Here is a 25,836-nt window from a genome sequence, read left to right as displayed (position 1 = left end):
GTGCGGCCGACTCGGCGTGGCTACGCGGTCCTGATCGCCGCCACGGTGCTGCTGGCCAGTGGCTGGTGGCTGCGTTATCCCCTGCCGGCCCTGATCGGGGCGGCCGGGCTCGCCGCCGTCTCCGTGGCCCTGCTGACCGTACGGCGTGGCCCGCCCGTCGCGGTCACCCGGACGATCAGCCCGGCCCGGGTGGAACGCGGCCGCCCGGCGACAGCCGTGCTCACCGTGCGGCCAACCGGCACCGAGGTCGAGATCCGGGATGTGGTCGCCGGGCAGGTCCATCTGGTGCGGACCGCCGCGACCGCCGAATACCCGCTGCCGACCGGCGTGCGCGGCCGGTACCCGGTCGGACCGCTCGAGATCGGCCGCGAGGATCCGCTCGGGCTGGCCCGCAGCCGCCACCGCACCGGATCGGCCACGACGCTGGTCGTCTATCCGCGGCAGCTCCCGGCCCGGGCCGGCGGAGGCCCGTCGCGCCGGACGCCACCCGGCCCGGCCACCGACGATCTGCGGCGAGGGTCGGCCGAGCCGCGCGGCATCCGCGAGTACGAGCCGGGCGACGAGGTGCGCCGGATCCATTGGCGGGCCACGGCCCACACCGGCCGGCTGATGGTGCGCGACCTCGGCGATCCCCGGCAGGCCCGGCTGACCGTGCTGCTGGACACCCGGGCCGGGGTGCTGGGCGCGGACGACTTCGAGGAGGCCGTGGACCTGGCCGCGTCGCTGCTCGGCGCGGCCGCCCGGGCCGGGGTGCCGACGCGCCTTGTCACCGCGGACGGCCGCGAGCTGGCCGGGCCCTTCCTCGAGGTTCTGGCCGCCGTGCGGCCGGACGGCACGGGCCCGCTGACCGCACACGGCGGCGGACGGCTCGCGCTGATCACCGGCGAGCCCGGGGCACCGGCCGCGCTCGGCCGGGCCTTCGACAGCCTCGTGGTGCTCGCCCTCGGCCCGGGCGTCGGCGCCGAGCAGGCGTTGCGGGTTTGGAACGAGGCCCACCGATGAACGACGGCGTCCGGACTTCGGTCGTCGTGGCCACGGCGGTGGTGGGCGGCTTGCTGTTCGCGCCTGTGTTCGGGTTGACCGCGCTGTTCGGGCCGGTTGCGGCGGCCGGGCTGGCGGTGCTCGCGGCCGCCCTGGCCGCCCAACGCCGGCCCGACTGGCGGCCGCTGCTGGCTGCCGCGGCCGGGGTACTGGCGGTCGGCGAGACGGTGCTGTGGCACACGACGGTGGCCGGGCTGCCAACCGCGGCCACGCTGCACGGTCTGACCGACGGCGTGACCCGGTCGTGGGGGCGGACCTTGGAGTCGACGTGGCCGGTCCGGCCCGAGCCGGGCCTGCTGATCTTCGTGCCGCTGCTGGTCGTCGTGGCCGCGGTGGCCGGGCTGGAACTGCTGCACCGGCTCCGCGGCCCGCTGCCGTCCCTGCTGCCCGGTCTGGCCCTGCTGGTCTTCGCCCAGGCCCACGTCCCCCTCGCCCCCGGGCCGGCGGCGGGCGTCGCCCTGGTCTGGGCCGTGCTGGCCGGGCTGCTGCTGGTCACCAACCGGCGGGCGCGCCTCCTGGCCACGACCGCCGCCGGCGTGGCCGCAGCGGTGGTGCTGACCGGTCTGGCCGCACCGGCCGGGGCGCCCCGCTTCTCGTTCCGGGCCGACCCGCCCACGCCATCGGTGCCGGCCGCACTGACCAGCCCGCTCGACGAGCTCCCGGGCCGGCTGGCCCGCCCCGGGACACCAGTCTTCCGGTTCCGCACCGACGCCGTGCCCGACCGGTGGCCGCTGGTGGTGCTCGACCGGTTCGACGGCGTGACCTGGACCCCCGGCGACCGGCTGCGCCGCCTCGGGGCACGGCTCGCGCCGGGCACGACGGGCCCGGTGCGCGAACGGAGCGCGAGCATCGCCGGGGCGCCCGGCCCGTGGCTGCCCAGCCAGACCTGGCCGGCCGCGGTCGAGGGGGCGGCGCCCTACATCGCGCCCTCGCACGGCACGCTGCTGCTAGCCGGGCCGGTCGACTACACCCTGCGCTGGTGGGAGCCCCAGATCGACGGGGCGACGCTGCTGCGATCCGGGGTGGACAACGACGCGGCGGGCGGGCTCGACCCGATCGGCAGCGCGCCCGCGGGCACGGCCGAGCTGGCAGCGCAGGCAGCCGGCGGGCAACGCCCGTCGTTCCGCACCGCCCTGCGGATGGAACAGTGGTTCCGCACCCGCTACCGGCTGGCTGTCGGGGACGACCTCCCTGCCGGCCATGGCTGGCCCCAGCTCACCGAGTTCCTGCGGACGAGCCGGCGCGGGACCAGCGAGCAGTTCGCGGCGGCCTACGTCGTGCTGGCCCGAATGATCGGCATCCCGGCCCGGCTGGCCGTCGGCTACCGCACGCCTGCCCGGCCGGACACCGACGGCGCCTACACGGTGCGTAACGGCGACGCGCTGGCCTGGCCCGAGGTGGCGGTCGCCGGGGTGGGCTGGGTCCCGCTCGACCCGACCGGGCAGGCTTCGGCCACCGGCGTACGGATCAGCGGTCCGGCCGCCGCGGCTCAGCAGGCCCGGTCCGCGCCACCGCCGGGTGCCGTCGCGGCGACTCCCCCGACCGCCGTGGCGGCGCCCCGGCCGGCGGCGGAGACGTCGCGGCGGTGGTCGTTGTGGCTGCTGCTGACGCCGGTCGGGCTGCTGGCCGGGCCGGCCGTGGTGCCGCTGCTGTGGGTGGCTCGGGCCCGGCTGCGGCGACGGCGCACCGGAGCGCCGGGCGTGCTGGCGGCGGCCCAGGAGGTCCGCGACCGCTTGCGGGCGTACGGGGTGACCGTCTCCCCCGCTCTGACCTTGCGCGACCTGGCCGAGGCAGCCCCCGCGCCCCGGGCGGCCGGGTTGCGGCGGCTCGGCGCGGTCGTCGACCGTGCGGTGTGGTCGGGCGACGAGGTGGGCCCGGCCGACGTCGACGAGGCGTGGGCGGCCGTCCGGGTGGTCCGGCGGGACCTGGCCGACCAGGGGGTCCGGGATCGGCTGCGCGCGGCGGCCGGGCCGCGCAGCCTCACGATCTTGACGCCGACATCGACCAGTCCGACATCGCCGCGACCGTCCTGGTCGTTCATGACGCCACCATCGCGGCGGCCCAGACCGCGTTAGCCGGACGCGGGACTTTCACAACCGAACTCGGGCAACGCGGCGACCCAGTTCTGCGGTCAAGTCGTTGAGTGCAGCCGTGCTCAGCGGCGGCCACTCACACGGACGCCCGGGAGCCGAGCCGTGATATGTCGAGGAGCTGCTCCGTACGGACAAGGGCCGCCGCTCCCTTGAGATGTGCCGATGCGCCCAGCGACCCGGAGGAGATCTTTACCGACGCTGCCATCATCGGCGGGGCGTATTGATCCACCGCTTCCCGAATGCCGTCTGCGATGACGACGGAAGCGGCGCCCAGGGTGTGGTCCACGATGATGGCCTGAGGGTCGAGGAATACCACGAAATCGGCGACGCGGCGGCCGAAGGAACGGCCGAATCCACGAAGCGCCCGCATGATCTCGAGGTCTCCCAAGGCGGCCGCCGCATCAAGATCGCTCACCGTGAAGGTTCTTCCGTGCGCTGTGGCAAGGTCAGCGAGCAGGGCCGGAATGCTGGTGGTCTGCCAGAAGCAACCACGTGCACCGCATTCGCAAAGCTGCCCGCCGTCATCGACGTGGAGGTGCCCGACTTCACCGGCCAGCCGCGAGCCGCCGCGGTGCAGGGTGCCGCCGATGACCAGACCGGCCCCGGTCCCGTGCGTGAGGGAGATATGCAGCACGGTATGCAGGCCTGCCACGTCGCCGTAGACGGCCTCACCGAGCGCTGCCAGATTGGCGTCGTTCTCGCAGAAGACCGGACGATCGAGAAACTCGCCCACCACATCCGCGGCGGGCCGCCCGTCCCAGAAGCGGAATCGCCGCAGATGTGATCCTCCGAGCGAGTCCGTGCCGACAGTCCGGGCGAACATCGATGGGCCGGGTAGCCCGAGAACGGCGAGCTCGATCTGGCGGCGCGTCACCCCGGCTTCGGCGAGGGCACGATCGAGTAATTCGAGGGCCCCCGCCGGTGCGGTGAAGTCCGCTGCACCGTGCACCTTCGCCAGGACTTCGCCGTCCGGTCGTACCACGCCGGCGAGGACGCCGTGGGCCGCGGTCAGTACCACGGCGATCAGCCCGGGCGACGCCGCGACGGACCAACCGCGGGCCGGCCGTCCTCTCGCCGGACGGCCAGAGGGACGTTCCACCACCACGCCTGCCGTTCGAAGGCTGTTCAGCGCGTGCACAACGCTGCTGCGCGCCGCCGAGAGCTCGGTACAGAGTTCGGCCACGGTGCGTTGCCGGCCGTCGGACAAAGCCCGCAGGACGGCTTGTTCCGTGCCGGTGAGACCGATGTCGTGGGCAGCGTCCGAGGTGATGGACATAGCCGTAATTTATAGCTGTCTGGTCATAACTTTGCTACCGGTGAGGTCTCTCCACGTGCCTTCGGTAGCACATGCTGATTCTCGGCTGCAGGAAAGCATATATATGGCAGATTGGTCATAAAGAAATCGCTCTAGGTGAATTGTTTACGTCTATTGATTGTTTCGAGGGTGTTGCGTAGCGTCCGTTCCACGGCGCTTCCCGACGAAGCGGCGGGCAGCGATTGGAGGAACAACCAGTGTCGAAGCGAACACCCCTGGCTGCGATCACCGTCCTTTTCGCCGCGGTCTTGATCTCCCCTGGTACCGCTACCGCGACACCGGCCGACCGCGGCGGCTCCGGAGTGCGCAGCGTGATCCCGATCACGCAGGTTCTCGCCTTCGGCCAAAAGGTCACGGCCGTTGCGGTCGAGTACTCGTCCGAGGTGAACGCGCGGACACTGGACCGCGATACCTATACGGTTTCGGACAGCCTCTACAACTTCCGCTTCAATCCGGTCGAGGACATCGCCGACCCGGCGAAGCGAGCCGACCGTACGATCGCCGCGGTCTATACCAATGACGCGCCGGCGCTGAACGCGGACAAGCGGTCCGACCGGGGCAACTTCGTCATCATCGAACTGGACGCGACAGATCCCGGCGGCAACACGGTCATGGCGGCGGGCAACCACGTCAAGGTCAACCCTGACCTGCAGACGCGGGTCGTGCAGAACGAGGACGTCTACGGGCAACCGGGCAACGGAAAAGGCCGCGGTCATCGGCTGGCAACGGCGTCCGGTAAGGCATACGCGCCCACCAAGCCCGCGATCAACCTGCTGGTCGACGATTTCGTCTACCAGAGGTTCACCACGACCTCAGGCACGATGATTCCGTACGCCTACCACTTGCCCGGAGGCTATGACGCCACCAAGAAGTACCCGGTTGTCGTCATCCTGCCGGGGCACGGCATGGGATTCAACGGCGCCAACGAAGGGGTTCAGGTGGCGGCGGACATCCCCGCGACCGCATGGTTGCAGGAGAAGTGGACGGGCACCGACGAGGACGTCATCGTGCTGGCCCCGCAGAATCAGCGAGTCGGGACCCCGGCCATGCAGGCGAACGTCATGGTTGAGCTCCTGAACGCCTTCACCCGGAAATTCTCGGTGGACCAGAACCGGATCTACGCGTCCACCGTCTCATACGGTTCCACGCTCGCCTGGGCCGCGTTGACTGCCCAGGCGGATCTCTTCGATGGTGTTCTGATCACCGGGGGCTTTGCCGTTGAGGCATCCCAGGCGACCGCCATCGCCGCGTCCGGTACGCCGGTCTGGATCACCCACGGCACCCATGACCACCTCCTCAACGTGCTCACGACCGGGCAGACGTCATACAACCGCATCTGGAACGCCTACATGGCGCTCGGGAAAACCCCCGCTCAGGCCAACGCAGTGGTCAAGTACACCGAGTACGCCGACTCGGCGTTCTACGAGCCGGACCACCACCTCGCGGCCGCTCCGACTTACGCCGACAGAACCATTCTGCAGTGGCTTCTCGACCAATGAGGTTGTCCCATCGGACGGCAGAAGCCCGCTGTCTGAACAGGGTGCGGATTCCGGAGGAGCAGATCAGATGAGAAAAGCAATCGGAGGCTCTCGGCTTCGGCGTGCGATGCTGTTGGTCGCGGGCGGGTCACTCGGCGCAGGCCTCATCGTCTCCGCGCCGGCCGCTGCCACCGGAAGACCCGCGATGGTGGAAGGCGCAACCGTCAAGGCGGATCGCCATTCACCGACCGGTTACACCGTCAAGTTCGTCTACCGCAATCCCCACGCCACGCAGGTTCGCCTGGCCGGCGATCTCACTCTGCTCGATGTCCGTACCGGCACCACCCGGTATCAGCCGCAAGCGTGGCAGCCGGGGCGGTACCACGCTGGAGGCGTCGAGTTCCTCAGGGACATGACCAAGGGCGCGCGGGGCTACTGGTCGGTCTCCGTCCCGCTGCACGCCGGCGGGCTGAGCTATTGGTACCGGGTCTGGGATCCGACTCAGGGCTGGGTGAACAAGCGCATCTGGGATCCCGCCTCGACGAAACCGCGGCCTCCGGGCGAGTCGTCCTTCCGAGTCCGGAACAACGATGTCCTTGATGCCGTCCACGTGCCGTACGCCGCCAAGCAGAAGGACCGGATTCTCAAGGAACGCGCGGCATACGAGCTGCCGATCACGTACCGATCGAGGCGGGGCACCGTCCGGTACATTCCCTACACCACGATCCTGGGCGACAGCGGCCACTACCTCGGCGTCTACCTGCCGGCCAACTACGACGCTCGCCGCCCGGAGCCGTACAAGGTCGCGTATCTCGCCCACGGCATCTTCGGTGACGAAACCGATTTCATGATCCCGGCCAACGTCCCGAACATCCTGGACAACATGACGGCCAGGGGCGAGATCGAGCCCACGGTGGTCGTCACCATGGGCAATCACTTCACGGGCACTGGCCTTGACTTCGCCTCGTACAACCAGACCAACGCCGCCAACAACCTGGTCCGGACGATCCTTCCTCTGATCGAGGCCGGCTACAACGTCTCGACCGAACGTGAAGGGCGCGCCTACGCCGGGTTTTCGTACGGCGGAATGACCGGCGGCGTTGTCATCAGGAACTATCCGACCACGTTCGGGTTCTATGGGCATTTCTCCGGCAACCCGGCCCTGACCCCGCAGGACTACGACAACATCGCCGGCGCGGTAGAGGAAGATGATCTGTTCGTCCTCCTAGGTAACGGCATTTTCGAGGGCAACCTCGACGCTCAAAACGCCATCGCGGACAACTTCCGGGCCCGCGGGTTCGCCGCCGCGACGACCCAGGTTCCCGGCGCGCACGACGGCATGACGGCAGGTCAACTCTTCACCATCTTCGCCCGCGACCACCTGTGGTCGGGGGTCGACTCCGTGTCGGTGAATCCTTCGACCGTGCGCCTGACCAAGGGCTGGAACTGGGTCAAGCAATTCAGCGCCCGAGTGACGACCAACGAAGGGGTGAGCCCCGCGGTGACCTGGTCGGTCCAGGGAGCGACCTCGGCCCGCACGACCGTCTCCGCAGACGGTGTCCTCTCGGTCGCCGCCGCCGAGACCGCGTCATCGCTCACCGTCGCGGCGACATCGGTGCTCGACCCGGCCAAGTCGGGCTCAGCTCGGGTCACCTTGACCCACCCGGGCAGACCGGGCGGTCATGGCGAAAGTGAGAGCGGCACCAGCGTCAGTCGTCCGGGATAGCACGTTCGAACTGAACGTCGAGCCGTCCGGGTCAAGAAGGCTCCGAAGCCGACTGGTGAGATCGCCGTTACCTCGCCGGCACGAGGCGGACAGCTACGCAGGTCGAACCCTCGTACGCAATGTCGGTCTGGCCACCGAACTCATCGACCACCTTGGTCAGCCGGTACCGGTTCATCCAGTACCGGTTCACCCGGTACTAGCCGTGTCCGGAGCTCGACACGAGTGATAGTCACACGGTGATCGCATCCCGGGAGCTGTGTCCTTGAGTTCGGGATGCGGCGAGTCCGACTGACAGTGCATGTCGCCCACGCTTCTTGGTCAGGACCAGTGCAAGTGGTGCTGATACGAGCCGGTGACCGCGCCGTCGCGCTATCTTGCCTACAAGATGCGGGACGCGTGCGCGGTGACGTTGGTCGGCTGACGATGACTCTGATTGACCTCGGTAACGCAGGGGCTGCCACCGGGGCAGCTACCGCGCCGGTCAACCTGCCGCGGCTGCGCCGGCTCGCGCTGGTCGTTCTGACCGCGCTGGGTCTGGCGGCGATGACCGCCTCGACGCCGCCGGCGCCGTCTCTGGTGCGGCCGCTCTGGACGACGGCGTTGCAGCCGAGCGACACCGTGGCTGTGGACGGCCGGACTGTTTACCTGAATCGCAGCAGTCCTTCCGGGCCGGCGGAGGTTGTCGCATTTGACCTGCACACCGGCCGCCTGCGATGGAGCGCGCCGACCGGCGACGCGTACGGAATCCGGCCCGCCGGAGATGTCGTGCTGGTGACCACGGGCCCGTTACCGATCGGCTCGGCCCCCTCTGCGCCGGGATCCCGCACGATCGCGCTCGACTCGGCAACCGGCACACAACGCTGGCAGGCCGCCGGCGCCTCCTCGTCGCCGTCGGGTAGTGGCGTGCTGCTCGCCGAGACCAGCCAGTCCGGTGCGACCACCGGTCTGCGCCTGGTCGGGCTGCGCGACGGCCGCCAGGTGTGGCGACGGTCGATAACCCCGGCCGAGGAATGGACAACGATCACCGAAGGTGGCCGGCCCACGTCGGTCGTCACGATGACCACCACTGGCGACGCCACCGTCTACAACTACGACGACGGCGCCGTACGCCACCGCAGCCGCATCCCCTGGAACGGGGTGTATTCCGCGACGTTCTTCCCGGTCGGCGCCCAACTGGTGGTGATCCGCACGGCGTCCGCCCAGACCGCTGCCACCATCTACCGCGCCGGCGACCTGCGCCGGCTGTGGTTGTCCGACGAGCTGATCGGCTACGTCACCGGCTGCGGCCCGCTGATCTGTACGGCCGGTGTGCGCGGTGTGGCCGGCCGCGATCCCGCAACCGGCCGGCAGACCTGGCGGCGCGACGACATGCGCTTCGTGTGGAACCTCGGCGCCGACCGCCTGCTGCTCTCCGCCGCCGCCAACCTGGCCTCGGCCACGACGGTCCTGGTCGACGCCACCACCGGCCGCACGATCGGCCGTCCGCTCGGCGGCCAGGAGGCGTTCGTGGCCGGCCCGGCCGGTTCACTGATCCTGCTGCGCGCCACGGGAAAGTCCCAAGATCGCACCGCCGTGAACCGCCTCGACCTGACGAGTGGCCGGCAGACCGCCCTCGGCACGGTCGACCGGCTCGCCGAGCAGAGCTGCCAGGGCTCGTCCGGCTATCTGATCTGCCCGCGCGCGGATACCTTGACCGTCACCGCCGTTGATCGACCCCTGGAACGTCGCTGAGATCTGGAAGGCCCCCGGCTTCTCCTATGGCGCCGGCCGGGTGCACCGGCAGCCGCGCCGCGACGGCATCGCGGTTGGCCTCGGCCGATGCCAGTGGAGCCGTGCCCGCGATCAGCGCGGCACTCGACAGACCGGAGGGACGAGTGACGTCGGCGGAGATCGCCACTGCGTTCTGCCGGTGTTCTTCGTACTGGTGCTCTGGGCCTGCCCGACCGCCGAACCAGCCCGACCTCATGGCGGCCACCACTCGCCGCGTGCTCTGACCGATGAGGTCAGCGGTGTGGTGGCCCACGCCGCCGCGGCGCATTTCGCCGGCCGGAACCGCACTTGGGCCGATGGCCAGATGGTCGAGGCCGGGGTGGGGCCGCGTCGCGGTCCCACCCCGGAGGGATCACTTCAAGCCGAAGGCGCGGGTGATGCGCTGGTCGACGGTGTTGCCCCGACTGTCCGAGGCGGTCGTGCGCAGCGTGACGAACGCCGCTTTGTGCGGAGCGTCGAGCTTGGCCCGCCAGACGTGTCCCTCCCGCCGCAGGTCGGTGTGCTGCCAGGTTCTGCCGTCGTCGTAAGAGACGTCGACCGTGACCTGCCGGAGGGTTCCGGCGCCCACGACCCCCGGCAGGGTCGACGGGGTCACGTCCAGATCGGCGTGCCGGTCGGCCTTCCCGGCCGGGTCGGTCCTGACCGCGTAGTCGAGCTGGATCAGCGCCGGCTTCTCGTCCTGGCCGGACTTGACCGGACCCGACGTGAAGCCCCACTCGGTGCGCGTGCTCGTCGAGTACGGTCCGGCGACCTCGCCGCGACTGTTCTCCGATACCAACCGGTAAGGCAGGCGTTCCGGGGCGAGGGTGAGGTAGAGCCCGGCGTTGTCGTCGTCGCTGCGGGCGATCAGGTCCTTGCCCTGATAAAGCCGCAGCGACTGCTGAGCCGTACCCCACGCCATGGCGCCCATGTGTGCGGCGCCGGAGTCGCCCCAGCCGGGAACGGACGCCTGGAACGCGTCACCGCTGTGCCGGACCACCGTGTCCGAGATGCTGGTCAGGCGCGGCCGGTGCACCGGGCTGAACCACGTCTCCGCGGCTTTGTCCCCGGCGCGGTAAGTCTTCCACTCCGACTGCTGGCTGATCACGTTGGGGATCAGGACCTGGGTGGACCAGGGGATTCCCGCGGTGACCCATTCGGTCCGCTCGCCCTGCGCCGGGGCCGGCGCCGGCGTGAGCGACGTCGTGGTGTTGCCGGCGCCGCGACTGCCGCGCGCTTGCAGGACGCGGTCCGAACGCCAGTTGCGGTAGGACGCCGTGATGCGAGCCAGGTTGGACTTGTCCGTCCGGTAGGTCAGGTCGGCCGGCAGACCACCCTGATAGTCGCGCTGCAGGTCATAGACGTACTTCGCGGCCGGGTTCGACGTCACGTCGAGCTTGACCCGCCGGTCCCGCTGGATCCGGCTGATCAGCTGGTTCCCCTGGTCGTGCGAGAGCGTGACCACGGTGACGGGCGGCGGGTCCACGGGCCCCCATTCCGAGGTCGTCCACGGCGCGAGCCGGCCGACTCCGTCGTTGACGACCACCAGCATGCGGGCGCCCGCGGCGGCCGCGGCCGCCGCCTCGTCCTCGATCTTCTTCGCGGTGTCGTGTCGCACCACGAGGGCTTTGCCGCGGACGTCACGGTCACCGGCGAGGACGGCGTCGATGTGCGACGAACCGGTCGGCAGGGGTTGAGCGGCGTGCTGCACCCGCAGGTCGTCGTAGCCGGCGATCTCCAGGGCCGGCTGGGTGAGACGCCAGCGGGTGCCGAACGCGAAGCCGTCCGTCTCGGTGTTTCCGGTGGGCAGTGCCCAGACACTGTCGTACGAGGCGTCCGGCGCCACCCCGGCGAACCAGTTGCTACCGCCGCTGATCCGGCTCTGCTGGCTGAAACTGAAGCTCGCTTCGGTCACGTCGGCGCGTTCGGGGGTGCTGGTCCGGACACGCTTGGCCTTGGCGGCGTCGAGCACCACGGCCCGGTCCCGGTCGAGCTTGAGCCCGTTCGCCGGCATGAGGACCGCGCCCTTGGAGTAGGGGCCGTGCGCCCCTTCGACGTCGCCGCTGAACCACGCGGCGTACGTGTCAACCGGCAGGCGCAGGGTCGCGGTGCCGGTGGCGTCGACACTGACGTACTCGTAAGTGCCGTTGGCCCCCATCACCGTGAGCGTTCCGGCCAAGGGCTTTCCGCTGCGGTCCTTGGTCGTCACGACGAGCTTGTGCCGTTCGGTCTCCTGCCCGACCGACAGCGTCGTACGCATGATCACCGAGCCCGCGGTCGCGGTCAGGAAGCCGGAGAACGCCTGGTCGAACGGCATCCCGTCGAACGAGACGGTCACCTTCACCTCAGCGTTGCCGTGCGCCGGAACGGTGAGCCGCGGTTGCGACAGCGTCAGCTGCCCGGCCGGGAGACCGTTGAAGGAGGCCGACAGATCGAGCGTCACCGGGGCGTCGCCGAGGTTGGTGTAGCGAACCGGCCGTGTGACCGGGGCGTTCACGGCCGGTGAGGTCCACTCGGCATAGCCGAAGTTGACACTGCCGGAGCCGAAGAGGGTTGCCTTGTCCGCCGCGGCGACGTCGAGGCGGCCGGTGCCACCCGCGTACGCGGTCATGCCCGGCAGTTGCTTGGTGGTGCTCATCAGCAGCTCCTTGAGCTGCCGACCGTTCAGTTCGGGGTGCTTGGCGGCCAGCAGCGCGGCGGCGCCGGCGACGTGTGGTGTCGCCATCGAGGTGCCGCTCATGACGAGGTAGGAGCCCTCACCCTCCTGGGCATACTGCGAGCGGGCGGCCAGGATCTCGGTGCCGGGGGCGGTGAGGTCGGGCTTGACCGCGCGGTCGCCGAGGCGCGGGCCCATGCTCGAGAAGCCGGCGAGCGCGTCAGTGTTGCCGACCGCGCCGACGCTCAGGGCGGCGTCCGCGGCTGCGGGCGTGCCGATCCCGTACTCGCGCCCTTGGTTGCCGGCCGCGATGACGAAGAGCGCTCCGGTCTCGGCGCTGAGCTCGTTGACCGCGATGCTCATCGGGTCGGTGCCGTCGGTCGGGCTGTCACCCAGGCTCAGGTTGATGATTTTGGCGTGCTGGTCACGCGCCGCCCACTCCATCCCCTCGATGATCCCGGAGTTCTCGCCGAAGTTGTCGTCGCCGAGCACCTTGCCGATGTGCAGCCGGACGCCGGGCGCGACGCCCTTCTCGACACCGCCGGACGCGGCGCCCGAACCCGCGATGGTCGAGGCGACATGCGTACCGTGGCCCAGCCGGTCGAGGATCGGGAACTCGGGAACGAAGTTCTTCGTGGCGACGATCCGACCGGCCAGGTCCGGGTGATCCGGGTCGATGCCGCTGTCGAGCACCGCGACGTCGATCCCGGCGCCGGTGTTGCCGCCGGCCCACACCTGCGGCGCGCCGATCTGAGCGGTGCTCTCGGCGAGGGCACCCTTCGACTTGCCGTCCAGCCAGATCTTGGTGATGCCCCCGCCGAGGGCGGGCGCGGCGTCGGCGACGCGCTTCTGGCCGGTAGAGGTGATCGAGATCCAGAAGTCGTCCGATCGCTCGGCCTTGAGCGCGGCGCCCTGGATGCTCTCGAGGTCGAGCACCTTCTCGGCGCTGTCCAGCGACGCGGAGGCCTTGGCCCGAGCGGACTTGTCGGCGTAGCGGACGATCAGCGGGAGCCGGTCGCTGTGCGCGTCGTCGTAGCCGTCCTCGACGAGCTCGGTCAGGTTGAACAGCTGCTTGTCGAGCAGACCAGCCGAGACGTACGGCAGGGCCGGGTCGGGATAGACGAAGGTGTCCCTGCCCTTGCGCTGGGCGAGAAAGCCGACGGGCCGGCCCTGCTCATCACGCACCTGGGGGCTGGTAGCTCCGTCGGCGGTCATGGTGACGGTCACTTTCTCACCGGTAAGGAGAGTGACCGTTGCCGTCGGTCCGGCGCCGGGTGAGGCGACCGTCGAGGCGGCGACCGGAGCCGCCGGGGCTAGAGCGAGCGGGACCACGCACACGGCGATGAGTCCTGCCCCGCGTAAACGCGACAGTGGCACCAGGAGCCTCGCAAGTGGATTGATGGGAGCGATCCCAAACAATATGAAGATCATCTATTTCGTGCCCGCAACAGCTTCATTACGGCCGGAGCCCCACTACGGCCCGCGACCATGACCAGCGGCGAGGTGAACGTACGACTGGCGGCGTTGGGCACGAACGGCGGCAGAGGGGGCGGGCTCGTACCTGCTGACCGCCACGGTCGGGTTGGTCGAGGTGAGGCGGTTGCCCGTGCTGTCGTACGTGATCAATTTCTAGCGCTGCTCCGCAGAGTCGATGTGGCCACGTGCCGACACCAACTCTGCGGAGGCTGCTCCGAATCCTCTAGGCCGCTGTGCGGCCTTGTGCGCCGTCTAGTCGGTGACCGTGCCGGTCACCGTCGTGAACGGTGTCTCGTCAGTGATTCCGTACATCTCGAGCCGCACCTGCTCGTCCGGTTCGTCGAGCGAGTCGGTGACGGTGGGGATGGTCAGCTCGACGCTCGACTCCCCGGCCGGAATCACGCCGAACACGCCGGCGAACGTTTCGGACAGCGGCCGGGACGGATCCGGGTCCTCCCCGCTCACATCGGTGAACCACTGCGGGTCGACGTCCGTGCTGGACAGCTCCGGGCCCGCGGGCGGTGTGGGCTGGCCGTACACGAAGAGCTCCACGCCCGCCGGCTTGTCGATCGTGGCCCGCCAGGTCAGCGTCCCGCCCTCGGTCACCCGGTCGGCGACCGGGGTGATGGTCACGGCCGGCGCCGGATCGTCCTCACTCACCAGCAGCTCGCCCCGGTAGTCGCCGACCACCAGGCCGCGCACCGCCTTCGCGCTGACGTTGAACTGCCGGTCGCCGGTGTAGACGGTGTCCCCCGGCACCAGGACGGGCACCCGGATTGAGCGGTCGCCCGGCCGCACCGACGCCACCCAGGACCGGGTGTCGCCGGTGACGCTGTCCGTGACGAAAAGGCGAACCTGCCCGCTGCCGCGGCCGCTGACCCGGACCGGCATCTGGAAGGTCTGCACGCCCGAGTCGCCCTCCGTCGCCGGTTGGGCCGCGAGGGTGCCCACGTCGACGCGCGGGAGCCCGACCGGCCGGGACGCCGGGGTCCCGGGCTGCCAGCCCCACGCGTCGATCAGCCAGGCCTGCCCGGCGTCACCGCGCGGGACGAGGTCGAGCCGGGCGATCCGCTGGGGCCGCTTCAAGGGCACGCGGACCTCCTGCGCCCAGTACCGCGGCAGCAGGTCGGTGCTCGGCAGCCCATCCAGCCGCACCTCGCCCAGGTCGGTACGCCGGCCCCGGTCGTCGGTCACCAGCACACCGAACCGATTGTCCGACGTGTTCGGCGGCACGGCGATCCGCAGCGCCATCGCGCCTACCACCGGCATCGCACGCGGCGGGTCGAGCGACACTGTCTGGCCCGTACGCGACCAATTCATCTCCACCGAGTACCGGCCGGCCTCCTCCGGCACACTTCGCATGTCGGCGAAGTGCGGCGACTGGGGCAGCCCGACCTCCGAGAAGGGCAGGCAAACCCGGTCGTCGTCGCGGCTGACCTCTGCGCACAGCTCGCCGGCGCCGCTCACCCGTACCTTCCGGTCGGGGTCGATCAGCGGTGTCCGCGCGCCGCCGACGGCGTGGCTCAGCACCCGGACCGGATCGGCGGACGGCGCCCGCACACCGGTGCCGTCGAGCAGCGGGCGCACCCGGTCGTCGCCCCCGACGAACAGCCGCGCGGCCGCCGCGATGTATGTGGCTCCGGCCCGTTGCTGCTGGGTCGCGGTGATCCGGGTCGGCGTGCCGGGTGAGCACACCGCGTCCTGGATGTCGTCCGGGAAGTCGTCGAACGCCGGCGCGACCGCCTGCCCGGGTGTCCACTCGGTGTTGAAGTAGTTGTGGTTCGCGCCGACCATGAACAGTGCGCTGTGCAGCGCCCGCCCACGGCTGACGCCGATCGTGCCGTCCACGAACACCTGGCCCTGCAGGTCGGCGACGTCGCCGTCGCAGCCGGGCAGGATGGTGGCCGACGGGACGTCCGGAACGATGTTCTGGCCGAAGATCGTCGGACCGATCGTCAGCAGGCCGCGGATGGTCCAGCGGACCTGGCCGTGATACCCGTCCTGGTTTGCCGGCGGCGGGGTCAGGCTGTCCATCGCGGCCCTGCTCACACCCTCGCCGCCCCGCGAGTGTCCGATCAGGAACACGCGGGCCAGATCAGCTCGCGGCGCCGCCCGGACCGCTGCCGGTGCCGACGCCCGGCCGCTGCCGGACCAGTCCGCCCAGCGGGCCAGGTGCAGCCGGACCAGCGACGATCGCGCCCGGGCGCCGAGATCCTCGACGTCGTTGTCCTGCGCGTTGACGCCGTTCGCCGAGATCGACACCGTGACATAGCCCTGCGATGCGAGTAGCCGCTGCGCCTCGAGGTAGCCACGGTGGCTCGGGACCGCCTTCTTGCCCTCCGGACAGGGCCACTCCAGGCTGATCTGTTCCAGATCGTCACCGGCGAAGCAGGTGAAGTGCCGCCCGTGCAGGAAAAGGGCCAGCGGCCGCGGGCCTTCAGCGCCCTGCGGCGCGACGACCACCGCCTCCATCTCGATCGCCTCCGGATAGTCCGGCAGCGTGACGCTGGGCAGCGCGTACTCCCCGGTCACTGTCGCGTACGGCCCCGGCCGCCCGGGATCGACCGCGCCGGCCCGGCCGAGCGCCGGCAGCTTCGCGGCGTCCGCGGACCGGCGCTGCGCCTGCGGCGGCGGCCCGTCGATACGCCGGCCACCCGCGCGGACCTGCAGTTCAGTCGGCTTCGGCAGTCGGTCCACCTCGAGCCGGAACGTACGGTGGTCGGTCGTCCTGGGCCGGCCCAGCACCCGGTCCCCGGCGTAGAACTCGACGACCGCGTCGCCGGCCATCAGCTGCGGCGCGGTCCAGGTCAGTGTGTGCCCGTCGCTCACCCGCCAGCCGGAGCCGGGTAACGGGTCGGACGGTTCCGCCGACGCTTGGACGGCTGTTCCCAACACCAACGCCGTAGTCATCACCACGGCTGCGATCACTCTGCGCATCAGCGCCTCTCCCATCGATCGACATCGTCGTGTCTAGTCGACGGGAGCAAACGATCAGAGCGTCTCCGCCCCCGCCCGCGACGATGACCGGCAGCGGGGTGGCGCGTACAGCGGGACCGGTTCCCTTCATGACGACGGGTGTAACGTCCGAACGAGTCGCTCCCCCCTTCATCGGAGTCCCGGATGTCCGCGAGCCTGCTTACCACCATGGCCGACCGCGTCGACGCCGCTCCCGGGGCGCCCCTCTACACGTTTCTCGATCGCCACGGGAACGAGATCGACGCGGCTGACCGCCAGGAGATCGTGCGGCGGGCGGCCGGCACCGCCGACTTCCTGCAGGCGGCCGGGGTCGTGCCCGGCGACCGCGTGCTGCTCATCTTCCCGCCTGATGGTCTGGAGTTCGTCGCGAGCTTCTTCGGGTGCATGCTCCTCGGCGCGATCGCGGTCCCGGTGGCAAGCCCCGACCCGCGGCATCTCGATCGGGAGCTGCCCAAGCTCCGGCACATCGCCGAGGACAGCGGCGCTCGCGTCGCCCTCACCCATGCGAAGTACCGCGCGCTCACCACGCTGGCGTCGGTACGCGACGGCGTGGCGGGCCGCTGGCGCGGTCGCGAGACGTCGAGCTGGCCCGAACTCACCTGGCTGCTGTCCAATCGCGTCAAACGCGCCGGTCCAGAGGCGGCCGCAGCCCAGCTGGCCCGCGCGGCCGCCCGGTTCGGCCCGGACGACGTCGTGTACCTGCAATACACCTCCGGCTCGACGTCGGCGCCCAGGGGCGTCGTCGTGCGGCACCGGAATCTGACGCACAATCTCCAGCTGATCGCGCGCAACACGCGGGTCGATAGCGAGTCGGTGCTCGTCGGCTGGGTGCCGCTGTTCCACGACATGGGGCTGGCCGGCGGGATTCTCAACGCCATGTACACCGGGGCGCGCTGCATCGCCTTCTCCTCGGCGACCTTCCTGGCCGCCCCGCGTCTCTGGCTCGAGGCGATCGATCGCTACCGCGGCACACACATCGCCGGGCCCAACTTCGGCTACGACTACGTGTTGCGCGGTCTGCGCGATGGCGACTCGTTCGACCTCTCATCGGTCCGCTCCACCCTGCAGGGCGGTGAGCCGATGCTGGTCGCCACGATGGACCGCTTCGAAGCCGCGCTCAGCCGGATGGGCTTTGATCCGGCGTCGTTCGTCAACGTCTACGGCATGGCCGAGGCCGTGCTGTTCGTCTGCGGGCGGGTCGGCCGGAAGCCGACGCTGCTCCACGGGGATCGGGCCCTGCTGGATCGCGACGGCGTGATCGTCGCGCCGGCCCCGGGCGCACCCGCGGTGACGCTCGTGGGCAGCGGCGTGCCTGACGCGGAGTGGGGTGTTTCGGTGATCGCCGTCGACCCCGAGACCCGGCGGCCGCGGCCACCCTACGCCGTCGGTGAGCTGTGGATCTCCAGTCCCAGCGTGTCGAGCGGTTACTGGGGACGGACCGAGGAGGAGAACACGGCCGTCTTCGCCGCACGCCCGGCGACCGGGAACGGCCCGGACGACGGGCGACGTTTCCTGCGTACGGGTGATCTCGGGGTGATCGGCGACGACGGCGAGGTGTTCCTCTGCGGCCGCCTCAAGGACCTCATCATCGTCGGGGGCCGCAACATTCATCCGCAGGATCTGGAAGCGGCGGTAGTGGCGGCCGATCCGATTCTGCGGCCGGGCAACGCGGTCGCCTTCGGGGTGCGGGTCGACGGCGTCGAGCGGGTCGTAGTGGCGGCCGAGCTGCGCAAGAAGGTCCTGCGGGACAGGGAACCGATCCCGCTGGACCGCGCGGCCTCGGCCATCCGGGCCGCGGTGACCTCACACTGCGGGGTGCAGTGTCATGAGGTCCTGCTGATGACGCCGGACAGCCTTCCGAAGACGACCAGCGGAAAGCTGCGGCGCGCACAGTGCAAGCACCAGTGGACAGTCGGCTCGCTACGTTCGTCGGCGATCTCCGGACAACGCGGGCCGACGTCAAAGACGTTGCCCCGGGCGGGCCCGGGCGGCGAGCCGGAGTACGTGCTCCGGCTGCTGCAGACCGAAGTCGCGGAGGTGCTGCACCTGGCCGACCCGAACGACGTATCGGTGGATCGGCCACTCCTCGACGTCGGCCTCGACTCGCTCGGGTTGATCGATCTGACCCAGCGCGTCGAGGATCGGACCGGAGCGCGCATCCCGCCGGCGAGCTTCGCGAACGACTCGACCCTGCGGGCGATGGCGATCTCGCTGGTACGCCACTTCGAGTCGGCGCCCCCCGAGCCGGGCGAGGCTGCGGACATCGGTGACGTCCCGTTCAGCCCCGCGCAACGACACGCCCTGGAACTGGGGCAATGGGACGGGTCGACCCGTACGGTCATGCTCGACGTCCATCGGCGGCTCACCCCGGACCGCCTCCGTCGAGCCGCGTCCGCGCTGGTCGCCCGGCACGAGGCCCTGCGCCTGCGGTTCCGTCGCGACGACGGCCGATTCGCCCAGCGCTACGGCGACATCGAGGGCAGTTTCACCGTCGAGTCGGTCACGCCGGACCGACCCGACGCGCTCCCGCTGCTCCTCAGCGAGCAGCATCGTCGCGTCAGCGTCGAGCACGGCCCGCTGCTGCGTCTCCTGCTGATCGAGACCGGCTCCCGGCAACGCCTGTTCATCGCGGCCAACCACCTCGTCATGGACAGGGTCACGCTGCGCATCCTGCTGGATGACCTGGACCAGCTCTGCCGGTTGGACGAGCAGGGCGAGTCCCTGCGACTGGTCCGGACATCGGCGCGCTTCGAGGTGTTCTCCGGCTGGATGAACGACTTCGCCCGCCGGGGCGCGAAGGCGGATCTGGAGTTCTGGCGGACTCAGCTCGCAGTGCCGGCACCGGCCACCTACGACCCACTGGCGCATCCCGGCGCGCGGACGGAGGACCTGGCCACCGCCCGCCACAGCCTGCCGCCCGAGGAGACGCGCGCGCTCCGCAGCGTACGGATGACCGGGCCGGACGCAGGCCGCGCACCGCTCGCCACCACCCTGCTCACGGCGCTCGTGCGGACCGCTCAGCGCCAGTGGAGCTGCGGGCGTCTCGTGGTCGAGCTCGCCGGCTCGGGGAGACAGACAGCGGTGCACGGCCTCGACCTCTCGCGGACGGTCGGCGATCTGCACTGCACCTTCCCGCTCGCCTTCGAGGACAGCCGCTCCCAGAGCCCAGCCGAAACGCTGAGGGCGGTGGGCGAACGGCTTGCCGGTGTCCCGTCCGCGGGGCTGTCGTTCGAAGGTCTCAAGTATCTGAACGACGATCCGGACCTGCGACAGAGCATCCGCCAGGCCCCGGCTCCGACACTCTCGTTCAACTTCCTGGGCGAGATGCCGACGCGGAGCCGCAGCGGCCTCCTTTCTCTGAGTGCGGCCGCGATCGGTGACGTGTCGGATCCCGGGGCCGGCGTGCGGCAACCGCCGCTCTACGTCGAATGCGCGGTCGTCGGCGGCACGACCCGCGTCGTCTGGGAATACTCGCCCCGGCGGCTGTGGTGGACCGGAGCCGAGATCGATCAGTGGATGACCCGGTTCCGAAACGAGCTCCACCACCTGGTCCGAAGGGGCACGGGCTCTTACGTTGGGCAGACGTCGCGGTAGACGGCGGGGTGGGGAAGACTGCTCGTCGTGACCCGCGTCGACTCGATGACATTCGCGCTTCAGCGAGCGGACCTTCTCCGTGCGCGGGCGGCGGCGGTGGACTTCGACCCACACCTGCACGCGACGTATTCGGTCGTGGTCGTCTTGACGGGTACCGCGCATATCCGGTCCAGCCGCTGGACCAAGACCGTCCAAGCCGGCGACGTGTTCTTCTTCAACCCGTTCGAGGTGCATGCGGGTCGGAGCGCGGGCCCCGCCGCGCAGTACCACGTCCTCTATCCGTCCGAGGCGTTCCTCGACAGTTGTACCGGCGCGGTCCCGCCGGACCAGGTCCGCACCATCCACACCGATGTGCTGGCACGAAGCCGGTCCACCCATGACCTGGCCGACGCGCTGGCAGAGCCGGTCCTGGACAACGCGTCGATCGAGCGAGCCCTCCGGCTTGTGCTGCGGGAATGCCGCTTCGCGGTGGAGTCCTCTGCGGCGGCCGCGTGGTCGATCACGCGAGCGGCGTGCGAGCTCATCGAGTGGGACAGCCTGAGCTCGATGCGTACGGCGGAGCTCGCACGCGCGATCGGCGTCAATCCCAGCCATCTCGCCCGTTCCTTCCGGAAGACGATCGGGATTCCCCCGCAGACCTACCTTCGCCAGGTCCGCGTCGCCCGGGCCCGGGACCTGATCTGCGCCGGAATCAATTTGAACGACGTCGCGCAGATGGTGAACTTCTCCGATCAGCCACACCTCACCCGCGAGTTCAAGAAGGTGTTCGGTGTTCCGCCGGGAGCGCTCTCCCGTGTCGTGTCCCGCACCTGAGCCGGCGCACATCCTGTTCAAGATTCGGGGTTTCGGTCGGACCTACCGTCGACTTGTCGAAAGGTGGTCACGATGCCAGGCAGCACAAGCAACCACGTCAGACGCTTTCCCGACGCGGGAGGCTATTACGGAGACTTCGGCGGTAACCACTGGCCCCCGCACCTGAAACCCGCGCTCCAGGAGCTTGCCGCCGCGTACGAGGAACTGCGGTCATCGCCGGCCTTCCTCGACGAGCTGGACAGCGTCCGTACGGGCCTGCAGGGTCGGCCCACGCCGGTGCACTACCTGGAGAACATCTCGAAACAGCTGGGCGGTGCGCGGATCTACGTCAAACGCGAGGACCTGAACCACACCGGCGCACACAAGATCAACCATTGTGTTGGATTCGCGCTTCTGGCCAGGAAGATGGGCAAGCGGAAGCTGATCGCCGAGACCGGCGCCGGCCAGCACGGCGTCGCGCTCGCCAGCGCGGCCGCTCGTTTCGAGCTCGACTGCGAGGTGCACATAGGCGCGGTCGACGTCGACAAGGTGAACGCCAACGTCAGCCTCATGCGCCTCCTGGGTGCGCGGGTCGTCCCGGCGGCATCCGGTCAGGCGACGTTGAAGGAGGCCAGCGACTCGGCGTTGCGCGCTTACACGGAACAGCACGCCGACGCCCTCTACGCGATAGGTTCAGCCATCGGGCCACATCCGTTTCCGATGATCGTCCGGGACTTCCAGTCGGTGATCGGGCAGGAGGCTCGCGCACAATTCCTTTCGATCACCGGCGGGAGGCTGCCCGACCACGTCGTGGCATGTGTCGCCGGCGGGTCGAACGCGCTCGGGATGTACTCCGGATTTCTGGATGATCCTGAGGTCGCCCTGCACGCGGTGGAACCCCTCGGCAAGGATGCCCGACGCGGCCAGCACGCGGCCACGCTGACGTTCGGGCGTCCAGGAACCCTGCACGGGACCGCTTCCGTCGTCCTGCAGGAAGACGACGGAAGACCCGCCCCAGTGAGATCGATAGCCTCGGGATTGGCCTACCCCGGCGTCGGACCAGAGATCGCCATGCTGTGCAGGTCCGGGCGGGTGTCCGTGGACACCGTTTCCGACGAGGAAGCGGTCGCCACGTTCCTCCGCATCGCCCGGCACGAAGGAATCATCCCTGCACTCGAGAGCGCACACGCCCTGGCATTCGCGATTCGCCTGGCGGAGACCAGGCCGCCGACCGAGCGCATTCTGGTCAACTTGTCGGGGCGCGGTGACAAAGACGTCGATTTCGTGTTGGCCGGGCACGGTGGCGGCTCGCCGAACGGCGGAGTCCGACGCGGGTTGTGATGAATCGCCGGAGCGGCAGGGCGATGAGCAGTGCAACCGCAAGCAGACTGCACGCAGGCGTACTCGGCACCGAACGACTTGACCGTCCCGACGAGCAGCAGTATGCCGTTCGCCCGCGGTGGACGCCGTAAGGTCCGTGCCGCTGCCCCCACTGGCACCCAAGTTGACCTCGCCCGACCGTCAAGGCCTTGCCGGCGGGCGTAGCCTCGGATAGTGCAGTACACCGACTGGGGTGAACGCGCCGCTCGCTGGTCCGGAATTTGCAGCGAGACGGTAAGTGTGCGCGGCACTGCGGCGCACTACCTGGTAACTCAACGGCAGCAGGTGCCGGAAGGACCGGTTCACCTGCTCGTTCCCAACCCGGCGAACAGCGCCTCGAACTGGTTGGACGTGCTCGCGGAACTGCGACCACACGCGCATGCGATAGCGGTGGACCTGCCCGGCACCATCGCCGGCCACACCGCGCTACCGAACCGGCGCGCGGCGGGCATCGAGGCCAACGTGCTGTTCCTGCGCGATTTCGCTGACGCGCTCGGGCTCGATCAGGTCGTGGTGCACGGCTGGTCCGCGGGCGGGATGATCGCGTTGCTGTTCGCCGACCAGGCACCCGAACGGGTCGCCGGGCTCGTGTTGGTGGCCCCGGCGCTTCCTCCCCCGCTCAGCGTCGGCGAGGCGCGCCTGTGCCGGACCTTCGGCAGGGCGGGCCTGGTCATCGTCGCACCGGTCGCCCGTGCGCTGTTCCACGTTTCGCGTCGGCGCATCCTCGCTGCGCAGCTACGGGCACTGGACGATCCCGCCTCGATCGCGGGCAGCAAATGGAATGCTGGCGGTGGCTTGACGAGAATGTCGCCGGAGATCGCCGCTCTCATGCGAGACGAGATGTCAGCGGTCGACCCGACGAGGCTGGGACGCGCGGTGACGGTCTATGCATCGCTGATATCGCTGATGCTCGTCCGGCGGCGCCCGGTGCTCGACGCGATGCGCCGGGTCGCGTCGCCAACGCTTCTGGTCTGGGGCGACGAGGATCGCCTCGCCGCCCGCGCATCGATCGATGACTGGACTGCGCAGCGGCCCGACTGGCACCTGGCCGTCCTCCACCGCACGGGTCACGCGCCGCCGTTCGAAGTCCCCGCCGATTACGCTCGCACGGTCATCGACTGGTATGCCCACGGCTTCCCGACCGGTAGAGCTGTCTGACAGGACGGGAGCACGGAGACCTCCCCGGCCGACCAGGCGAGTAGGCACAGCCCTCGCGGGCCCCGCCAGCCATGATCACAAAAGGCGGCTTCGACGGTGAACCGTGATCGCGGCCAACCCGAAGCAGAGATCCTGCAAGCAGCACGAGTGCTGCCGAAGTCTCCAACGTCGACCTGCTGACCGCACCAACTGGTCCAGCCGCGTCGCTCACCGCCGTGCATCGCCGGCAGTTCTCCGGCGGTTCTCCGCCATTTCGAGTTTGTCTCAGCGTGGCGAAACCCAGGTCATGGACGGCAGGCGCCGTCGGTGGCCGGCGGGCCGATGACGAAGGCGGGTTCGGCCGCCGAGAAGCTGCCATGGAGGCAGGCATCGCCGGTGGACGCTGCGAAGATCGGCCCGGATCGAATGACGACTTTCGTCAGGCCGGCTGAGCGCAGCGCCGCCTCAATCGCCTGCTTGTCGGGCGCTGTCCGGGAGCCGGCAGTGAGCAGGGAGAATCGCAACTTCAAGATATGAACGCAGGCCTCGGCGCCGGCAATGGCCGCCGCCGGAACCGCTCCGCGAGTCGGGATCGGACGGTGCTGCTCCGCCAGCACCCGGCGGGCCCGCTGCTCCGGGTCATTCACGTCAAACGACGCGGACTGCTCCGGAGCCGGCACCAGCCTTGCGCCCTGTGCGCACGTTGCCTTGCCGGAAGTCGCCGGTGCGGGGACCACCGGCGCACGGCCGGCCGAAGCAACCGGCACGGGAACGCGGGGTGACGCGCCGACGGCACTGACCACGGCGGTTGCGGTCTTGGGCGCGCCGTCCGGCGGACCGGCGGGGTCGGTGCCCGCGCACCCGGCGAGCAACAACGCGGCGGCGCCCACCATCCACCAACGGTTTCGCCACATCCTTGAGACGGTAGCGGCAATCGACGCCATTCGTTGGCTCCGGATCCGCGATTCACCGCATACGCGCGCCTACATGCCGATCTCCCGGCACCCCGGACGGCTGACCACGAAGTCCGGCACTCGCGCCGCTACCTGCGTCGACACCTCGTGGACGGCGAGTACGGATCAGCGGGCGCCGACGATCAGAGCTCGGGTGGCGACGCTGACCGCGGCACCGGCCTCGCTGCTCACCTGCACGGCGCCGTCGGCGGTGCCGACCAAGGCGAAGGCGGCCCGGGTGGCGGCTCGGGGCGCGACCACTGTTGGATTGCCGGTCGCCTTGGTGCCGGGGGTGTAGGCGTTGACCTTGCCCAGGTCGTCGCCGGTGGCGGTGACCGAGAGCAAGGCGGCGGCGACGCGGGTCGCCGGGACGTCGGGCGGGACGACGGCCACTCTCTGCTTGGCGCCGGCGGACACCCGCACCTTGCTGGGACCGGCGGGCGTGACCGGCACGACCAGGCCCTCGTCGGTGACCGGAGCGTCGGCACCGGTGACGTAGCCCACCAGGTCAGCGCGCATCTCGGTGCCGGCGACGTAGCGCAGTCGGACAGTCTTGCTGGTGACCGGCACAGCGAGGAAACCGACCCGGGTGCGGTCCGAGCCCTTGGTCGCGCCCCAGAACAGGGTCTGCCTCATGGCGCCCTTCGCAGCGCCGGCCGAGATCAGTCCACCGTGCGGACCGACATCCCCGGCGACCTGGAGGAGTACCGCCGAAACCGAGCCGGCGTCGCGAAGCTGGTCGATGTCGTCCAGCCGGATGACCGCTTCCTTGCCGTCGCGCTTGGGCACCAGGTGAACCACCTCGGACGGCGGCATCGGGACGATCCTGCCCTCCGCCGAGGTCTTCGCCGGTTGGAAGGCGCCGACCAGGTTGACCAACACGTCACCGCCGCCGGCCGGGTTGACCACCAGGGTCCGGTCGGGACCGATCTGGACGATGGCGTTCGCGGTGGTCTGCACCCCGGCCTTGGGCACCCGCAGCACGGTCACCGGGCCGGCCCCGCCGTCGATGGTGACATCACCCGGCCCGCCGGAGCCCAGCACCGAGATCTCGGCGAGCACCGCGGTGCTGTCGGCAGGCAGCTCGGTCAGTTGGATCTCGGTGTCCGCGCCGGCGGCGATCTTGCCTCGGCCGCGGGTGTCGAGCACCAGCTCCGGGCCGACCGGGACGAACCGGGTGCTGCCCGGCACCGGACCGGCAGCCGCAGCAGGGTTCGCGGCGCGGGCGTCGAGCTCGGTCTGCGGCGTCTGCGAGGCCACGGTGGCAACACCGGAGCCGGCCAGAACCCGCACCCCGAGGATCACCGCGCCGGCGGTGACCATCGCGGTCAGTCCGACCGCCGACCACCTGATCACGGATTGCCGGCGCCGCTCGCGCACGGTCGTGGTCACCTTGATCGCTTTCCGCGGCCGGCTGCCGGGCTTGCTGTCCTGGTCCATCGTGTGCTCCCCGGGTTTCCATCACCGCCC

General features: G+C 70.1%; 14 protein-coding genes. 9 read left to right on the top strand and 5 right to left on the bottom strand.

All coding sequences use genetic code 11. The annotated features are described in order from the left end of the window. Both LXN57_RS26440 and LXN57_RS26435 read left to right on the top strand, forming a co-directional pair. Entirely contained in the window at window positions 1-1,002 is a 1,002-nt protein-coding gene (locus LXN57_RS26440; RefSeq protein ID WP_251800919.1) for a DUF58 domain-containing protein, read from the top strand. After that, window positions 999-3,116: a transglutaminase TgpA family protein gene (locus tag LXN57_RS26435; protein ID WP_251800918.1), complete on the top strand. Its 2,118-nt coding sequence runs from the start codon at window positions 999-1,001 to the stop codon at window positions 3,114-3,116. Before LXN57_RS26440 ends, LXN57_RS26435 begins: the two co-directional genes overlap by 4 nt. A 94-nt stretch (window positions 3,117-3,210) precedes the next feature. Here LXN57_RS26435 and LXN57_RS26430 read toward each other — a convergent pair whose 3' ends face one another. Beyond that, entirely contained in the window at window positions 3,211-4,410 is a 1,200-nt protein-coding gene (locus tag LXN57_RS26430) for an ROK family transcriptional regulator (protein WP_251800917.1), read from the bottom strand. Window positions 4,411-4,646: 236 nt separating this feature from the next. On the opposite strand from LXN57_RS26430, the gene LXN57_RS26425 reads away from it, so the two are divergent. The 3 genes from LXN57_RS26425 to LXN57_RS26415 all read left to right on the top strand — a co-directional run bounded on the left by LXN57_RS26425 (window position 4,647) and on the right by LXN57_RS26415 (window position 9,384). Next, window positions 4,647-5,948 carry a hypothetical protein gene (locus LXN57_RS26425; protein ID WP_251800916.1) on the top strand — a complete coding sequence of 434 codons (1,302 nt, stop codon included), beginning with the start codon at window positions 4,647-4,649 and terminating at the stop codon, window positions 5,946-5,948. Between the two features lie 184 nt (window positions 5,949-6,132). After that, on the top strand, window positions 6,133-7,653 hold the full coding sequence (locus LXN57_RS26420; protein WP_251800915.1) for an alpha/beta hydrolase-fold protein: 1,521 nt from the start codon (window positions 6,133-6,135) through the stop codon (window positions 7,651-7,653). Between the two features lie 423 nt (window positions 7,654-8,076). Beyond that, window positions 8,077-9,384: an outer membrane protein assembly factor BamB family protein gene (locus tag LXN57_RS26415; RefSeq protein WP_251800914.1), complete on the top strand. Its 1,308-nt coding sequence runs from the start codon at window positions 8,077-8,079 to the stop codon at window positions 9,382-9,384. Window positions 9,385-9,775: 391 nt separating this feature from the next. Here the strand turns inward: LXN57_RS26415 and LXN57_RS26410 are convergent, their stop codons facing one another. Next, entirely contained in the window at window positions 9,776-13,273 is a 3,498-nt protein-coding gene (locus LXN57_RS26410; RefSeq protein ID WP_251800913.1) for a S8 family serine peptidase, read from the bottom strand. Between the two features lie 513 nt (window positions 13,274-13,786). Then, entirely contained in the window at window positions 13,787-16,471 is a 2,685-nt protein-coding gene (locus LXN57_RS26405) for a hypothetical protein (RefSeq protein WP_251800912.1), read from the bottom strand. 183 nt (window positions 16,472-16,654) lie between these two features. On the opposite strand from LXN57_RS26405, the gene LXN57_RS26400 reads away from it, so the two are divergent. From LXN57_RS26400 to LXN57_RS26385, 4 genes are all read left to right on the top strand, one after another. Continuing rightward, window positions 16,655-20,104, top strand: a complete 3,450-nt coding sequence (locus LXN57_RS26400; protein ID WP_251800911.1) for an AMP-binding protein — start codon at window positions 16,655-16,657, stop codon at window positions 20,102-20,104. Window positions 20,105-20,131: 27 nt separating this feature from the next. After that, entirely contained in the window at window positions 20,132-20,917 is a 786-nt protein-coding gene (locus LXN57_RS26395; RefSeq protein ID WP_251800910.1) for a helix-turn-helix transcriptional regulator, read from the top strand. Between the two features lie 72 nt (window positions 20,918-20,989). After that, window positions 20,990-22,237: a tryptophan synthase subunit beta gene (gene trpB / locus LXN57_RS26390; RefSeq protein ID WP_251800909.1), complete on the top strand. Its 1,248-nt coding sequence runs from the start codon at window positions 20,990-20,992 to the stop codon at window positions 22,235-22,237. A 213-nt stretch (window positions 22,238-22,450) separates the two neighbouring features. Then, window positions 22,451-23,434 carry an alpha/beta fold hydrolase gene (locus tag LXN57_RS26385; RefSeq protein ID WP_251800908.1) on the top strand — a complete coding sequence of 328 codons (984 nt, stop codon included), beginning with the start codon at window positions 22,451-22,453 and terminating at the stop codon, window positions 23,432-23,434. Window positions 23,435-23,718: 284 nt separating this feature from the next. Here the strand turns inward: LXN57_RS26385 and LXN57_RS26380 are convergent, their stop codons facing one another. Beyond that, window positions 23,719-24,306, bottom strand: coding sequence for a hypothetical protein (locus LXN57_RS26380; protein ID WP_251800907.1), 588 nt, complete (start codon window positions 24,304-24,306; stop codon window positions 23,719-23,721). A 186-nt stretch (window positions 24,307-24,492) separates the two neighbouring features. Continuing rightward, window positions 24,493-25,806, bottom strand: coding sequence for a hypothetical protein (locus tag LXN57_RS26375; RefSeq protein ID WP_251800906.1), 1,314 nt, complete (start codon window positions 25,804-25,806; stop codon window positions 24,493-24,495). Window positions 25,807-25,836 lie beyond the last annotated feature (30 nt).

The organism is Paractinoplanes hotanensis, assembly GCF_023717965.1.
In the GTDB taxonomy this organism is placed as follows: Bacteria; Actinomycetota; Actinomycetes; order Mycobacteriales; family Micromonosporaceae; genus Actinoplanes; species Actinoplanes polyasparticus.
Note: the sequence above shows the minus strand (reverse complement) of the source record. Positions and strands in the feature narration are given on the sequence as shown.